The organism is Paraburkholderia sp. (assembly GCF_036488505.1).
Classification (GTDB): Bacteria; Pseudomonadota; Gammaproteobacteria; order Burkholderiales; family Burkholderiaceae; genus Paraburkholderia.
In genome coordinates this window covers 17,028-32,917 of record NZ_DASXHN010000157.1, presented here as the reverse complement: position 1 = coordinate 32,917, position 15,890 = coordinate 17,028, and the positions used below count along the sequence as shown (strand labels likewise).

The window sequence follows — 15,890 nt, the reverse complement described above, 5'->3', positions numbered from 1 at the left end:
TGGCCAAGGGCTTGTTGCCCGACACGCACGAGCAATCCGCATCGGCAGCGCGCTCGTTCGTGCTGCAGGAAGCCGACGTTGTCGTGCTGATCGGCGCGCGTCTGAACTGGCTGCTGTCACATGGCAAGGGCAATACGTGGGGCGCGGCGCCCAAAAAGTTCGTGCAGGTCGATATCTCGCCGACCGAAATCGACAGCAATGTCGCGATTGCCGCGCCGGTGATCGGCGATATCGGCTCGTGCGTGGCGGCGCTTCGCGCCGGCCTCGACGAGAACTTCGCCAGGCCGGGGGGCGAATGGACCGGTGCGATCGCCGAGCGCAAGAGCCGGAATCTCGCGAAGATGGCCGCGATGCTCGACAAGAACCCATCTCCGATGAATTTCCACAGTGCTTTGCGTGCAATCCGTGACGTGCTGAAGACCCGCCCCGACATCAACGTCGTCAACGAAGGCGCCAACACGCTCGACTACGCGCGCAGCATCATCGACATGGCCGAGCCGCGCAAGCGCTTTGATTCCGGCACGTGGGGAATCATGGGTATCGGTATGGGCTTCGCCATCGGCGCGGCGGTCACGACAGGCAAACCGGTGGTCGCGATCGAGGGTGACAGCGCCTTCGGATTCAGCGGCATGGAACTCGAAACGATCTGCCGTTACGAGTTGCCGGTTTGCACGGTCGTGTTCAACAACAACGGTGTCTATCGCGGCACCGACGTGAACCCGACGGGCGGCAAGGACGTTGCGCCGACTGTGTTCGTCAAGGGTGCGCGCTACGACAGGATGATCGAGGCATTCGGCGGCATTGGCTACCACGCGAGCACGCCGGAAGAACTGACGAAGGCACTCGTCGACGCGATCGCATCCGGCAAACCTAGCTTGATCAATGCTGTTATCGACGAAGCGGCCGGCACCGAAAGCGGCCGCCTGACGAACCTGAATCCGCAAAGCGCGGCAATGAAAAAGTAATCGGATTAACCACGGAGATACCAACATGACCAAACCTCTCGAAGGCATCAAGATCATCGACTTCACTCATGTTCAGGCCGGTCCCGCGTGCACCCAGTTGCTCGCCTGGTTCGGTGCTGACGTGATCAAGGTCGAAAGGCCGGGTTCGGGGGACGTCACGCGCAACCAGTTGCGCGATATCCCGGATGCCGACGCGCTGTACTTCACGATGCTCAACAGCAACAAGAAGTCGCTGACACTCGACACGAAGAAGCCAGAAGGCAAGGAAGTGCTGGAAAAACTGATCCGCGAATCCGATGTTCTCGTCGAAAATTTCGGGCCGGGCGCGTTGGACCGGATGGGTTTTTCGTGGGAACGTCTGAACGAACTCAACCCGAAGATGATCGTCGCCTCGGTGAAAGGTTTTAGCGATGGTCACCACTACGACGACCTGAAGGTCTACGAAAACGTTGCGCAATGCGCGGGCGGAGCGGCCTCCACCACTGGCTTTTGGGACGGTCCGCCGACCATCAGCGCCGCGGCGCTCGGCGACAGCAACACGGGCATGCATCTCGCGATCGGCATTCTGACTGCACTGCTCGGGCGCGACAAAACCGGCAAGGGCCAGAAGGTCGCCGTGTCGATGCAGGACAGCGTGCTGAACCTGTGCCGCGTGAAGCTTCGCGATCAGCAGCGATTGGAGCGAGTGGGATATCTCGAAGAGTATCCGCAGTATCCGCACGGCGAATTCGGCGATGTGGTGCCGCGCGGCGGTAATGCGGGCGGCGGCGGGCAGCCGGGTTGGGTGCTCAAATGCAAGGGCTGGGAAACGGATCCGAATGCCTACATCTATTTCACGATCCAGGGCCATGCATGGGAGCCGATCTGCAAAGCACTCGGCAAGCCCGAGTGGATCGATGACCCCGCCTATAAAACCGCTGAGGCGCGTCAACCGCACATCTTCGAGATCTTCAAAACCATCGAAGCCTGGCTCGCCGACAAGACCAAGTTCGAAGCTGTCGACATCTTGCGTAAGTTCGATATTCCGTGTGCGCCGGTGCTGACGATGAAAGAACTGGCCAACGATCCATCATTGCGGGCGAGCGGAACAATCGTCGAAGTACCGCACAAGAAACGCGGCTCGTATCTGACCGTCGGCAGCCCGATCAAATTCTCGGACATGAAGCCGGAAGTCACTGCGTCTCCGCTGCTCGGCGAGCATACCGAAGAAGTGCTGGCGGGCCTTGGCTACAGCAAGCAGGAGATCTTCAATCTACGCGAAATCAGGGCGGTTTGACGGCGTCAGACAGGCCGGGCAATCCGGCTCTGACGTACAGACAAGGCGCCTCTGACGGCGCCGCGTCCGATTCGAATCCGCATTTTTCCCCGGAGGAGCGCCGTGCCAACTGCCATCGACTTTCAGCAACTTGCCAACGCGATCGGCGACGCGATCATCATCTCCGATGCCGGCGGCGGCATCACCTTCTGGAACCCCGCAGCCGAACGCATGTTCGGCTTTACCCAAAGCGAGGCGCTCGGCAATTCGCTCGACCTGATCATTCCGGAACGCTTGCGCGGCCGACACTGGGACGGCTATCACAAGACCATGGCAACGGGCAAGACCCGTTACGGCAATGACGTGCTACGCGTGCCCGCCGTGCATAAGGACGGACGGTCAATGTCGATCGCCTTTACCGTTGCATTGCTGCATTCGCCGCAAAATGAACTGAACGGCATCGTCGCAGTGATTCGCGACGAAACCGCCCGTTTCAAAGAGGATCGCTTGCTGCGCCAGCGTCTTGCGGAGCTGGAGGCATCCGCGGGCGCTTGAGAGGCGATGAAAAGCGCAGTCCCCGTTCAGCCGTCTGCGGCCAGGGCGGCAGAATGGGCTACGCCCTCTACCGCTAGCTGTTCTTGTTGCGATTGAACGTGCCGAAAAAGCCCGCGCCGGAGCCGCGCAACGAACGCGTACTGTCTCCACCGATCGGCTCGATCCTCCACGTGTCCGTATAACGCGTCGCCGGGCAATGCTTCCGCGAGTTCGCTTGTTGGCTGAGGACCAGGGATACCGCGAGCGCAGCGCCTGGCCGCACCTGTCAGCGGTACGAGGGTGGTCGACGCGGCGCGGGCTGGTTCGCCCGGTGCGTCGGTAACGCACGCACATCATGACGACACAACGGTTCTTTTCACTGATGAGGTCAGCCAGCCGTCAACGCGCCAGCAACGACACCGTCGCGATCCCGAGAATCGTCATGACGAGCGACGCGCTCACATGAATCACCACTTCGCCCGCCGCCCAGCCGAGCCGGCCGTCCTGCAGCCGCTGCACGACTTCGGCGGAGAAAGTCGAGAACGTCGAAAGTCCGCCCATCAGGCCGGTGATCACGAACAGCCGCCATTCCGGTGCGAGCTGCGGCATGCGCGCGAAGCCCGCCACCGCGACGCCGATGATGTAGCCGGCGATCACGTTCGCGGCGAGCGTGCCGAGCGGCAGGCCGCTAAAAATGCCGTTCAGACGAAAGCCGAGGAACCAGCGGAACAGCGAGCCAAGTGCGCCGCCAATGGCGACAGCGAGAAAGGACCAATACATGGAAGGTGTGGGCAAACCGGAATGTCGACAAACCGGTTCATGCGGGCGGGTGATGCCGCGTCCGCATAACCGGGCGTAGCAGGCATCATCAGCCCCGAGGGCGGTTCATGGAGAATGCCATCTCCAGCGGCGAAGTCTACCATCGGCGCAGGCCCTCGGGGCCGGCCTGGCAGCGGTGAGGAAGGGGGCAACGACGGGGCGACGGGGGCGGCGGGGGCGGCGGCGTTTCGCACGCGGCGCGCAGTGATTCGTCGTTCCCGAGCGCGGCGAGCGCCGACTGTTCTACGCCAGCCACAAGCAAACGCGCCACGCCAGCGCACAGCTCGCCCGTCGCCACGTCACTCCGGCGTGGCAGAGATCTTGTGAATCGACAGGTCCGCTCCGTTGTATTCCTCTTCCTGATCGAGCCGCAGGCCGACGGTCATGCGGATCGCGCCGTACACCAGCGTGCCGCCGACTCCCGACACGACGATCCCGCCGAGCGTGCCGACCACCTGCGAGCCGAACGACACGCCGCCCAGACCACCGAGCGCGTGCGTGCCGAAGATGCCGGCGGCGATGCCGCCCCACGCGCCGCACAAGCCGTGCAGCGGCCACACACCGAGCACGTCGTCGATGCGCCAGCGGTTCTGCACGCAGGTGAACATATAGACGAACAGCGCACCGGCGATGCCGCCCGTCACCAGCGCGCCGAGCGGATGCATGATGTCCGATCCCGCGCAGACCGCGACGAGCCCGGCGAGCGGGCCGTTATACGTGAAGCCGGGGTCGTTGCGGCCGGCGAACCATGCGCACAGCGTGCCGCCGACCATCGCCATCAGCGAATTGACCGCGACGAGGCCGCTGATCTTGTCGAGCGTTTGCGCACTCATCACGTTAAAACCGAACCAGCCGACCGTCAGTACCCATGCGCCGAGCGCCAGAAACGGAATGTTCGACGGCGGATGCGCGGCAATCCCGCCGTCGCGATGGTAGCGGCCATGACGCGCGCCGAGCAGCAGCACGGCCGGCAGCGCGACCCAGCCGCCGAATGCATGTACGACCACCGAGCCGGCGAAGTCGTGAAACGGCGCGCCGAACACGTGCGTGAGCCAGTCCTGGATACCGAAGCGGTCGTTCCAGGCGATCCCTTCGAAGAACGGATAAACGAAGCCGACCAGCACGAAGGTCGCGAACAGCTGCGGGTTGAATTTCGCGCGTTCGGCGATGCCGCCCGACACGATCGCGGGAATCGCGGCGGCGAACGTCAGCAGGAAGAAAAAGCGCACCAGCCCGTAGCCGTTGTGCTGCGCAAGCGACTCGGCGCTGCCGAAGAATTGCACCCCATACGCGATCGTGTAGCCGATAAAGAAATACGCGATCGTCGAAACCGAGAAGTCCACCAGAATCTTGACGAGGGCATTGACCTGATTCTTCTTGCGCACCGTGCCGAGCTCGAGAAACGCAAAACCCGCATGCATCGCCAGCACCATGGCGGCCCCGAGCAGAAGGAACTCGGTATCGGCGCCGGTTTTCAGACTATCCATCGATGTGTCCCGCTTATGCCAAAAAAGTGCGCTATGTGAGCAAGAAGCGGGCCAAAGTTGTGCGGGCCGCGTCGACGCGGTGCATCCAGCACCAGCATAGGATTCGCCTAGGATCCACTGACCTCATGACCGGCAGGATGGTGCACCTTAATGGCGACAGCAAGCACCTAACAGGTGCATTCCACAGCGAGTCGAAGCATTGATGACTCAGACAGGGGCATAACTTTATATTTCACTTACAGATCGACACCATGACGGCGGCGTCTTTGTCTTCCCACGCAAACGCCGACATAATGTGCCGAGCCGCGCATGCTCCACCGGCCATTTCCCCCACTCGCAAGCATGAGACTGACCACCAAGGGCCTGTTGCTGATCGCGATTCCGGCCATCTTCGAACTCGCGCTGCTCTGCGCACTGGTGAAGGCCCAGGCCGACACCGCGCAGGCGGAGCGCTGGGCGATGCATAGCGAGCAGGTGCTGCGTCAGACCACCGCGATCCTCGATCCGGTGCTTGCGGAGTCCGTCGCGTTGCGCGGCGCGGTGCTTGCCAACGACGCGCGTTTCAACACGCCGGTCGCGGCCTGGGTGGACGTTGACCGGCGCATCGATCAACTGGCCGAACTCGTCGCCGACAACCCCGCGCAAGTCGAGCGCGTGGTCGAAGTCCGCCAGGCGGCGCAGGCCTACCGCCAGTGGTCGGACCGAATCCAGGATCTGCTGCAGGCGGGGCGGCGCGCCGATATTCTGCGGCGCTTTCGGGATCTGGCCGGCGCCGACGTGCTCGACCGTTTCCGTTTGCAGGTCACCGCGTTCCAGACCGAGGAAAGGCGTCTCGATGCGCTGCGCTCGAACGCCGCGAGTGCCGCGCGCGAGCGGCAGCAGACGCTGATCGCCGCAGCCGGGTTCGGCTCGCTGCTGTTCGTCGCGCTGGCCGTGTGGTTTTTCACCCGCGGCGTGCGCGGCCGGCTCGCGCTGCTGTCGGACAACGCCGGACGCCTCGCCGGCAACGAGCCGCTCGCGCCGGTCAGCGCGGGCCGCGACGAGATCGCGCGGCTCGATCTGACCTTGCACGACACCAGCCGGCGTCTGCTGGAGGCCGAGCGCATCGAAGCGCGCTTTCATGCGGACCTCGAGCGCCGCGCGGCCGAACTCGCGCGCATCAACGAGACGCTGCGCCAGCAGACTCAGGAAAACGAGATGTTCATCCACAGCGTGTCGCACGATCTGCGCGCGCCGCTCGTGAACCTGCAGGGCTTCTCGAAGGAGCTGATCCGCGCGTGCGAGGAACTGCGCGCGGCGGTGCGCGAATCATCGCTGGCGGCCGGCACGCCGCGGCGCATCGAGCGGATCGTCGACGAGGATATCGGCGAGGCGCTGCATTATCTGCAGACCGCCGTGCTGCGGGCGTCGCACATCATCGACGCGCTGCTGCGGCTGTCGCGGGTGGGCCGCGTCGAGTACCGCCGCCAGAAGGTCGACATGCGCGACCTCGTGCAGCGCGTCGTCGATGCGATGCACGGTTCGATCCGGGCCCGGCGCGCGCGCGTGAGCGTCGGCGAGCTGCCGGCGGTGTGGGGCGATCCGACCGCGCTCGAACAGATCTTCGCGAACCTCGTCGGCAACGCGGTCAATTATCTGGATCCGGCCCGCGAGGGCCGCATCGAGATCGGCACGACGCCCGCGCCGCCGGGCGTCCATTCCCTGCGCATCTTCTATGTGCGCGACAACGGTCTCGGCATTCCGGCTATCGCGCTGCCGCGTCTTTTCAACGCGTTCCAGCGGCTGCACGGCAATGCGACGGCCGGCGAGGGCGTTGGTCTCGCGCTCGTGCGGCGGATGGTCGAGCGGCACGGCGGACGCGTGTGGGCGGAATCGAAAGAAGGCAGCGGTACGACGTTTTATCTGTCGTTGCTGGAAGCGGGGACGGCCGCGGCGAATGCGGGCGTACGGCAGCCTGCGGCGCTCACGGCCGAGCCCGGCGCGCGGGCGGTAGCGGCTGCGGGCCAGCTGCCGCGTGATGAGCGCAAAGCGCGCGCGGAGCTCGAAACACGCGAGTAGTGCAGGTGCGAGTGCCAACGCGTCGGTGCGTCCCGTCGATTCGGGACCCGGCATCCGCACCGGGCAAGCGCGAGTCGAGAACACAGCACGACTGCGATCGCGTTTCACAGAACAGCGACGAGTGCGAACGATGGCTGGGGCGCGGCGCGCTTCGGCGGTATCATGGGCGCGTCTTCGTATCTACCAGCCGCGTCGCGCGGCCCATGCCCATACATGAATTCAGCTCTTTCCTCGTCGTTGATGCGCCGTGCGGCGTGCATTGTTGTCGTATTCGGCGCGCTCGCCGCGTGTCAGAAGAACGACGCGTCGGCCGGCCAGGTCGCGGGCAAGCTCAACGACGCGGCCCAAGCCGCCGGCCAGAAGCTCGATCAGGCGGCGAGCTATGTCGGCCAGCAAGTCGATGCGACCAAGTCGGCCGCGCAGCAGAACCTCGAATCCGCGTCTGCGCCGTCGATAACAATCGATCCCGGCGCGCTTGCATCCACCGCGCAGGCCAACCTGCACAACGCGGCAAGCGTGGCCAACGCGCAACTCGACAAGGCCGCATCGCTTACCGGCCAGGGTCTCGAAGTGGCGGGGCGCAAATTGCAGTCGTGGTCAGCGCAGAATGCGGCGGCGGCCAGCTCCGCCGATCCCTCCGACGCACAGAAGCAGATGGACAAATAAGCTGCATGCAGGTCCCTTCGAGTTCGACGTCGGCGATAAACGCAATTGCTGACGTTACGCATCGCCGTTGCCGGGCGGCTCCGCCGCGAAAACCAGTCGCCAACTGAAATCACGCGAACGCGGGCGCGCTGCGGGTCTGAAGCGCGTGCGGGTAGTGGGCGGCGAGTTCCACGGGTGCCAATGCGCGAATCGCCGCACGCGCACGGCAATAGCCGCTGTCCCCCGCAAGCCAGTGCAATCGCCTGCGAAAACCCCGACGCACAGCCGTTGCTGCTCGCGCAAGCGCACTAACAATCGGTTACGCATGTTCGGGCGCGCCGGCCACAACTGCGGCTACACTGGCGTGTTCCGTTTTTCTACGGATTGCCATGCCGTCATGTCCGTTGCGGTATGAGTCCGAGGCCGCATCGTCTGATGGCGCGCAGCAGCCGGCGACTCGCACCGCCCCTCGTATTTCCTCCGATCCCGCCGCCCGCACGAGCCAGCGCGAACACCGCGAGGCTCGCGACCGCGCGCGTCGTCCGACGCACATGCCAGCCAAATGGGCGAGCCAGATCGCCGCGCTGCTGTGCGCGATGTTGATCCTGTGCGCCGGCGCGATACCGATGCGCGCCGTAGCGGCCGGACCGGCGGTGGGTACCGGCACGCCGGTCATTCCCGCATTGCAGAGCCTGATCAACAGCGCGACGGTGAGCGCGGCGGCGCCGGCTTCGGCGGCCTCGGGCGCATCGGCGGCCGAAGCGGCCTCCGCGCCTTCGCCCGCTAGCCAGGCCGAACTCGCGCGCTCGCTCGACAGCGTGATCGCGACACTCGATAACGATCGCCAGCGCGGCGCGCTCGTTAGTCAGTTGAAGAAACTGCGCGACGTATCGCAAAGCGCGGCGCAAGCCGTCGGACCGCCCGCGCCGCCATCACCGAGCCCTGGTTTGCTCGGCGCGATCGCGTCTGGCATTGCGTCGTTCGAATCCGACGTGAATCAGGGCCGCACACCGGTGCGCTATTGGGGCGGGCGTCTCAACGCGGCCGGCAACGAGCTGTTCACGATCGTCTCAGGGCAGGGGCGCGAGAGCCTCGGCCGCATCCTGCTGTCGATGGCCGCGATGCTGGCGGGCTGGGGTGCGTGTGCAGGCGCGCTGATCTATCTGCAGCACCGGCTCTACCGGCGCTGGGGCATCGATCTGAAACTGCGGCCCAATCCGACCACGCGCGAGCTGCTGATCTTCGCGCTGCGCCGTGTCGGCCCGTGGATCATCGCGTTTCTCGCCGCGCTGCTGTTCGTGCGCGCGATGCCCGATGCGCTGGGCCGGACGCTCGGCATGGTGGTCGCGTATGCGATCGTCGCCGGCGCGGTGTTTTCGGCGATCTGCCTGATCATGTTTTCGCTGTTCGGTTCCGGGCACCGCCGGATCGCGGTGCGTCTGCTGATCGATCACGCGCGGCGCGTGCTGTTCGTGATCGGCGTGTGCGGCGCGCTCGGCGACGCGGCCGTCAATTACGACGTCGCGCATCAGCTCGGCTCGAATCTGGCCGCGCTGGTCTCGACCGCGGCCAACATGACGGCCGCCGTGCTGACCGGCTATTTCGCGGTGGCGTTCCGGCGCCCGGTCGCGCATCTGATCCGCAACCGGCCCTACGAGCAGCGCAACGATCACAAGGCCGCGACCGATGCGTTCGAGGTGCTCGCCGCGCTGTGGCATGTGCCGGTGCTGTTGCTCGCGGCCGCTTCGGTGGTCGCGACGCTCGGCGGTTCCGGCTCGAGCGAGAACGTGCTGCAGATTTCGATCGTCACCGCGCTGTTGCTGGTGCTGGCCTTTTTCCTGTCGGCGATCGTGCTGCGCATCACGCGTCCTCGCAGCGCCCGCGCGCGGCGCCGTTCGCCGTATCTGACCCGGCTGCTGCGCTTTTGCGGCACGCTGCTCACGCTGTTCATCTGGCTGTTTTTCTGCGAGTTCGCGGCGCGGCTGTGGGGCGTGTCGCTTGCCGCGATGGTCGAAGAAAACGTCGCCGCGCGCGGCATCGCGCATGCGATGACGGCCATCGTCGCGACGCTGTTCATCGCGTGGCTGCTATGGATCCTCGTCGACACCGCGATCACCGAAGCGCTCAATCCCGGCAATGCGCGCAACAAGGCGCGCGCGCCGAGCATGCGCGCGCGCACGATGCTGCCGCTCGTACGCAACGTGCTGCTGGTAACGATCATGACGATCGCCGTGATCGTCACGGCCGCCAATCTCGGCATCAACGTCACGCCGCTGCTGGCGGGCGCCGGCGTGATCGGTCTGGCGATCGGCTTTGGCGCGCAGTCGCTCGTGACCGACCTGATCACCGGGCTCTTCATCATCATCGAGGACACCATTTCGGTGGGCGACTGGATCGACGTCGACGGCGGACACGCAGGCACGGTCGAACATCTGTCGATTCGCACGGTGCGGCTGCGCGACGGCCAGGGCGCGATTCACGCCATCCCGTTCTCGCAGATCAAGATCGTCAAGAATCTGTCGCGCGATTTCGCGTATGCGGTGTTCGAGGTGCGCCTGTCGTTCTCGACCGACGTCGATCAGATCGTGGAACTGATCCGCGAGGTCGGCGCCGAGCTGATGGCCGATTTCCGCTACCGGCGCGAGATGCTTGGACCGATCGAGGTGTGGGGGCTCGACCGCTTCGACCCGAACTGGATGGTCGTCAAAGGGCAGATCAAAACGCGCCCGCTGCAGCAATGGAGCGTCGCGCGCGCGTTCAACCTGCAGCTCAAGCGCAGGATGGACGAGGCGGGCATCGAGATTCCGGTCGCGCAGATGCGGGTGTACACGTCATCGAAGGATGCCGAGGGCAAACCGTTGGGCGACGACGAGATGACCGGGTTCGTCGCGCCCGTGGACGCGCAGGAGAGCCGCCATACGCAGGACGAGCCGCGTGCGCGCGCGCATGAGCGGGCAGATGATTGGAGCGGGGGCAGCGCGCGCGGTCGGGCCGCGGCGGCGAGGCCGGCGCGGCCGCACGAAGGGGCCGACGACAGGAGCTACGACAGGGGCAACGAGAGCGCGCATGTGTGGACGCCCGAAAGCACCCGCGCACGGAGCCACGACAACGCGCATGACAACGCGCACGCGGGCGCGCGCGAGCCCGCCGGGATCGGCCCGTCGCCGCACGCGTCGACTCAGTTGCCGCTTGCGCCGGCGCGCGACGTCTCGCATGAGCCGCGCCCAGCCCCGCCGCCGACCGGGCAGACCGCGCCGGTTCCACCGCAGATTCAGACGGCCGGCGATGCGGGCGGCAAGAGCTGAGACACGAGACAGCAGGCGGCCTGGCCATGCACGACCGCAGGCACGGCCGCACGCATGCTTCGTGACATGGATAGCGGCCGCACCGCGCGACTAGTTCGATCGATATCGGCGCAGGCCGCGGCGGGCTCGACGTCCGTCTGTCAAACCAATGCGGAGGACTCGGCTACGCGCACGATGTCATTCACACCGGTGCCGATCCGCGCGCCTTCGACCCCATAGACATGCAGCGACACTGCGGGAGCGTCGCTGCTATTGCCGAGCTGATGAATCGCGCCACGGCCGCTACCCACGAACGACACCGCGCCGCGCTTGCGCGCCCGGGAGCGCAACGGGCTCGCGCGATCCTGTGCGTGGTTCCAATCGTAGACCGTCTCGCTCAGCTGGCCTTCGAGCACCGCGTAACCGCACCATGTGTGATGCGCGTGCACGGGGCTGCGCTGGCCCGGCTGCCAGACCAGTGCGGCGATTGCGTAGCGGCCGAGCGGATCGGCGGCGAGCAGGTGGCGGCGGTAGCGTTCAGCCGCACCTTCTCGTTGCGCTGGCTCGAGCAGGTCCGCCTGGGCGGCGGCCTTGGCGAGCGCGCTGCGCATGCTGCGCGCAAAAAACGCGGAGCGCGACGACTCGGGACATTTCGCGCCGGCTGCGAGTATCGCGTCGAGCGTGTCGCATAGCCGCTCGAGCGGCGTGTCGCCGCAGCGGGCTGGCGTATAGGCCGAAGCTGTTGCGGCGCGCCCGGCCGGCTCGGCGAGCGATGCGACGAAGCTCGAAGTGCGCTCTGGAGTGCTGGTGCGAAGGTCGTCGCTCATGGTCCTGATGCAGCGTGCCCGCTGCTTATTGGCTGTTTTCGGTACCGATATTTATACCGGTTTGACCGGAGAAAGAGTTTCCATATAATTCCATCGAGGCTTTAAAACGTAGAATAATTTCCTATCGGGGGCGCCGTATGGGTATGGATATCATCGACCGCAAGCTGCTCGAACTGCTGCAGGAGGACGCGACGATGCCGATCGCCGAACTCGCGCAGCGCGTGAACCTGTCACAGACACCATGCTGGAAGCGGCTGCAGCGCTTGAAGGAGACGGGCGTGATCCGCGCGCAGGTGGCGCTGTGCGATGCGCGCAAACTGGGGGTGGGCACGACGGTGTTCGTCGCCGTACGCACCAACCAGCATACCGACGCGTGGGCCGCCGCGTTTACGCAGGCGGTGCGGGACATTCCTGAGGTGGTCGAGGTGTATCGGATGAGCGGTGAGACCGACTATCTGCTGCGCGTGGTGGTATCGGATATCGACGATTACGACCGTATCTATAAGCGGCTGATCACGAGCGTGCCGCTGTACGACGTGAGTTCGAGCTTTGCGATGGAGCAGATCAAATATTCGACGGCGCTGCCCGTGCGCTCTTCCGCGGTAACGTGAAGATCCGAGGCCACAGGCAGAGTGCCAGGCGCGGTGACGGTCGATACGCGGTGAATCGGTTGGGTGCACTGCTTGCTGCATTGAGGGCGAGTGACACGGGTTTCGTGTCGGCCGCCGCGCTGTCGACTGCAAGCAGTGTGCAAGCTCAGTGGGCGTAGAATTCCGCCTTCCCTGACCCATCCGCGATTGCTTCGCGAACCGAGCCTGCTTCATGAATAAACCGCCGCGCAAGAAGAACCCGACCTTTGGCATCGCCGTCTTCATCGTGGTCGCGATCCTGCTGGTGATTGCCACGCTGTTCTATAACGCGATCCACGAAAAGCGCGAGTTCGACCGTCAGGACGCGCAGGCGCCTTCGCCGGTATCGCAGGCCGCGGCGGCGGCCGATGCGATGAAGCCTGCGAGCGGTGCCGCGCAGTAACGGAGGGTGCTTGCGGGCCATTTCACGGCTGCTGCCAGGTCCGTCTCGGAGCCGTTTCCTGGCCGTTCGCGGGCCGTCTTCGGTCCGTTCCAAAGCTTCTTTCCAAGCGGTTCCGTAGCCCTTTCCAAGACCTTCCGAAGCACCTTCCGAAGAACCTTCCGTAGCCCTTTCCAAGCCCTGCCCCAAGTCCCTCCCCAGGCGGCCGGTCACGGCGTATCAGTCGCCCGGCAGCCGGATGACGCTCGCATCCTTGCGGATTTGCGCCGATGCCGCGAGCATCTGCTTGCACTGGTGAGCAAGCTGCTTCATGTCATGCACGGCATCGGCCGCATGGTCCGGCGATTTCTCCGTTGCGACGACCATCGCGTCGAGTTCGCGATTCATCAGCTTGATCTGCTCACTTTGCTCGCCGGGCAACGCGGTGCCCGCTTCCGCCGCGGTGAGGTTGTCGCGCACGAGGGTTAACGCACGTTGCAGCGGTTGCAGGGAGATGTCCTCGCCGGGTTGCCGCTGTTGCGCGACAGTGCGCAGCAACGGCGCGGCGGCGGTGATCTGCGACGCAAGCACGTGGCTGCGCACCAGCAGGCCATTGAGCTCGGGCACGAACTTCTGCGCGGACTTGGGCTCGAGCATCATCCGCTGGAACGCCTGGCCGAGATTTGCGAATGCGACGTGGACGTTCTTGCGCGCGAGCCGGTAGCGGTAGTCGCGATCGAGCGCGGTAGCCGCCGCGGCAGCCGCTGCGGACGCGCCACTGGACGGACGGGCGGTCGCGTTGCTGATGGTGGTCGTGCCGGCAGTATTGGCGGCGCTTGCAGTCACGCTGGCCTCGGCGACCGGCGGCGCGGCCAAGCCAACGTCTGCATCCGCGCCTGCGTCGACGTCAGCCCCGATCGCCAGGCCAACGCCGAGCGCGGCACCAGCACCAGCGCCAGCACCAGCACCAGCACCAGCGAGCACCGGCCCGCCGAAGCCGAGCGCCGGATCCGCCATCGCCGCGGCCGGCGCGCGCGCGCCCGCCTCGGTCACGGCGGCGACCACGGCCGCCGCCGGCTTGCCGCTCCACCACCAGCTCGCCTCCAGGTACTGCCGCGTCGCGCTGAGCATCGTGTTCACGAGCTTGCCCATCAGCCGGTATTCCCAGTACGGGAACAGATGGCTCGCCGCGATCGCGATCGCACAGCCGATCACGGTGTCGATCGCGCGTTCGCCGATGATGCGCATGCTGCCCGGCGCGAGCAGATGAAACAGCATCAGCACGTACGACGACGTGAACACCACGCTCGCCGTGTAATTGAACAGCAGCAGGCTGTAGCTCATCACCATCGACGCGAACATCACGACCATCAGAATGTGCGGCTCCTTCACGAAGATGATCAGCGCGATGCTCGCCGCGCAGCCGATCAGTGTGCCGATAATCCGCTGGCCATTGCGCTGCTTGGTCAGCGAGTAACCCGGCTTCAGGATGATGACGGTGGTCATCACGATCCAGTACGCGTTGGTGAGCGGCAGCAGCCGGCCGAGCCAGAAGCCGATGGCGACCGCGATCGTCACGCGCAACGCGTGGCGAAAGCTCGGCGAAGCCATCGTCAGGTTCGAGAAGATTTGCCCGAACGGCACGCGCCGGCTCGACACGAAGCGGGTGAGCGCCTCGTCGATGCGCAATTCGGTTTCGGTCGCGCTCGGCGGGGTCGTCAGACTGCGCCGCATCTTATCGATCAGCCGCGTGGCGCTCCAGATGCGCCGGAAATTCGCCGACACCGCCGAATAGGCTTCGGGGTTCTGCGCTGGCAACGCCTGCTTGCGCATCAGCTCGATTTCGTACTCGATGGCGCGCAACTCCGCCTTCGCGTTGACGGCCCGGCGCGGCGCATGGTTTTGCAGCACGGCGAGCCCGATCTCCTCGAGATTCTCGGCCGCCTTGCGGATCAGGTCGCGATAGAACACGAGCAGATCGGAGCCGCCAAAGGTACTGCGCACCAGCGTGTAATCGGTGTGCGCGCCGACGAATAGCTCGTGCAGATCGACGCTATTGATGAACAGGTTGTACAGCATCGCGCGGCGCGCCTCGAGCTTGCCGCGCTTTAACCTCGGCAGATTGCGCAGCACGATGTCGCGCGCGGCGTCCTGGCGCTCCACCGCGGAGATCTGCTTGTCGACGAGATTGCGGTAGCACTCGTCGAGATCGTTGTCGAGATCGTAGAACGCGGCGCGCGCGAGCAGATAGTCGGCGCACGCGAACACGCTTTCGGCGAGCGCCTGCTGCTCGATGCGATGGATCATCCGGCGGCTGACGAAGGTCGACCAGTAGGTGTACCAGAGGCCGCCGAGCAGGATCCACGACGCATTGACGAGCGCCTGCATCGGCGTGAAGTGCTCCTCGAGCGTCATGATCATCATGAACAGCGTCGCGAAGCTGATCTGCGGCCAGCGGTTGCCGTATACGACGATCAGCGACAGCACGAACGTAAGCGGCACGACGGTGCACCACAGCGCGACCGGATTCACGGTGGCGAGCCCAGTGGCGAGCGCGGACAGAAAGCCGATCACCGTGCAGGCCAGCATCTCGTTGTGCTTGTACTTCAGCGGACCCGGCATGTCGACGACGCAGGCGCCGAGCGCGCCGGTCGCGATCGTGAAGCCGAGGTCACGATCGTGAAACACGATCAGGCACAGGATGGCCGGTAACGACACGCCGACCGCGATACGCAGGCCTCCATAGAAATACTGGCTGTAGAGGAATTTTTTTATTTCGACCGAATAGCGCATCGACTAGCTGGAATCCATTCACCGAGAAAACCGCGGTTGAAAACACGGCGCGAAACTGCCGTTGAGTCTAACTGATTTTGCGCGCGTTCTAACCTTGGCCGTTCGGCCAGGTTATGCGCTCGGAGCGCGTTTGTTATGCTGTCGCTTCAATGTCCGCGGTGGCTCGTGGGCACCGCTCCGCGCACCGCTCGATAGCCACGCCTCATCCCGAATCC

12 protein-coding genes and 1 riboswitch are annotated in these 15,890 nt (G+C 65.1%); of the genes, 8 read left to right on the top strand and 4 right to left on the bottom strand.

From position 1 onward, the window contains the following. The 3 genes from VGH68_RS09265 to VGH68_RS09255 all read left to right on the top strand — a co-directional run. The coding region (locus VGH68_RS09265; protein ID WP_331603289.1) for a thiamine pyrophosphate-dependent enzyme at nucleotides 1–965 on the top strand (965 nt) is incomplete at its 5' end. Between the two features lie 25 nt (nucleotides 966–990). Further along, entirely contained in the window at nucleotides 991–2,241 is a 1,251-nt protein-coding gene (gene frc, locus VGH68_RS09260; protein ID WP_331603288.1) for a formyl-CoA transferase, read from the top strand. Nucleotides 2,242–2,343: 102 nt separating this feature from the next. Further along, nucleotides 2,344–2,775: a PAS domain-containing protein gene (locus VGH68_RS09255; RefSeq protein WP_331603286.1), complete on the top strand. Its 432-nt coding sequence runs from the start codon at nucleotides 2,344–2,346 to the stop codon at nucleotides 2,773–2,775. A gap of 378 nt (nucleotides 2,776–3,153) precedes the next feature. Here VGH68_RS09255 and crcB read toward each other — a convergent pair whose 3' ends face one another. Both crcB and VGH68_RS09245 read right to left on the bottom strand, forming a co-directional pair. Next, complete coding sequence (crcB, locus tag VGH68_RS09250) at nucleotides 3,154–3,534, bottom strand: fluoride efflux transporter CrcB (RefSeq protein WP_331603285.1); 381 nt, start codon at nucleotides 3,532–3,534, stop codon at nucleotides 3,154–3,156. A gap of 72 nt (nucleotides 3,535–3,606) precedes the next feature. Continuing rightward, nucleotides 3,607–3,668: riboswitch (Fluoride riboswitch) on the bottom strand. A gap of 204 nt (nucleotides 3,669–3,872) precedes the next feature. Continuing rightward, complete coding sequence (locus tag VGH68_RS09245) at nucleotides 3,873–5,060, bottom strand: ammonium transporter (protein ID WP_331603284.1); 1,188 nt, start codon at nucleotides 5,058–5,060, stop codon at nucleotides 3,873–3,875. 342 nt (nucleotides 5,061–5,402) lie between these two features. On the opposite strand from VGH68_RS09245, the gene VGH68_RS09240 reads away from it, so the two are divergent. From VGH68_RS09240 to VGH68_RS09230, 3 genes are all read left to right on the top strand, one after another. Beyond that, a complete protein-coding gene (locus VGH68_RS09240; RefSeq protein WP_331603283.1) occupies nucleotides 5,403–7,118 on the top strand; it encodes a sensor histidine kinase in 1,716 nt (571 codons plus the stop codon). A gap of 213 nt (nucleotides 7,119–7,331) precedes the next feature. After that, nucleotides 7,332–7,784, top strand: a complete 453-nt coding sequence (locus VGH68_RS09235) for a hypothetical protein (RefSeq protein ID WP_331603282.1) — start codon at nucleotides 7,332–7,334, stop codon at nucleotides 7,782–7,784. A gap of 368 nt (nucleotides 7,785–8,152) precedes the next feature. Further along, nucleotides 8,153–11,068: a mechanosensitive ion channel family protein gene (locus VGH68_RS09230; RefSeq protein WP_331603281.1), complete on the top strand. Its 2,916-nt coding sequence runs from the start codon at nucleotides 8,153–8,155 to the stop codon at nucleotides 11,066–11,068. 140 nt (nucleotides 11,069–11,208) lie between these two features. Here VGH68_RS09230 and VGH68_RS09225 read toward each other — a convergent pair whose 3' ends face one another. Next, nucleotides 11,209–11,874 carry a cysteine dioxygenase family protein gene (locus VGH68_RS09225; RefSeq protein ID WP_331603279.1) on the bottom strand — a complete coding sequence of 222 codons (666 nt, stop codon included), beginning with the start codon at nucleotides 11,872–11,874 and terminating at the stop codon, nucleotides 11,209–11,211. A gap of 137 nt (nucleotides 11,875–12,011) precedes the next feature. Between VGH68_RS09225 and VGH68_RS09220 the strand changes: the two genes are divergently transcribed. Together VGH68_RS09220 and VGH68_RS09215 are read left to right on the top strand one after the other, a co-directional pair. Further along, nucleotides 12,012–12,485: an Lrp/AsnC family transcriptional regulator gene (locus tag VGH68_RS09220; RefSeq protein WP_331603278.1), complete on the top strand. Its 474-nt coding sequence runs from the start codon at nucleotides 12,012–12,014 to the stop codon at nucleotides 12,483–12,485. 211 nt (nucleotides 12,486–12,696) lie between these two features. Then, the gene (locus VGH68_RS09215; protein WP_331603277.1) at nucleotides 12,697–12,906 is read left to right on the top strand and encodes a hypothetical protein; all 210 of its coding nucleotides are present in this window, start codon (nucleotides 12,697–12,699) and stop codon (nucleotides 12,904–12,906) included. 216 nt (nucleotides 12,907–13,122) lie between these two features. On the opposite strand, the gene VGH68_RS09210 is transcribed toward VGH68_RS09215, so the two are convergent. Further along, nucleotides 13,123–15,675 carry an FUSC family protein gene (locus tag VGH68_RS09210; RefSeq protein ID WP_331603276.1) on the bottom strand — a complete coding sequence of 851 codons (2,553 nt, stop codon included), beginning with the start codon at nucleotides 15,673–15,675 and terminating at the stop codon, nucleotides 13,123–13,125. Between the last annotated feature and the right edge of the window lie 215 nt (nucleotides 15,676–15,890).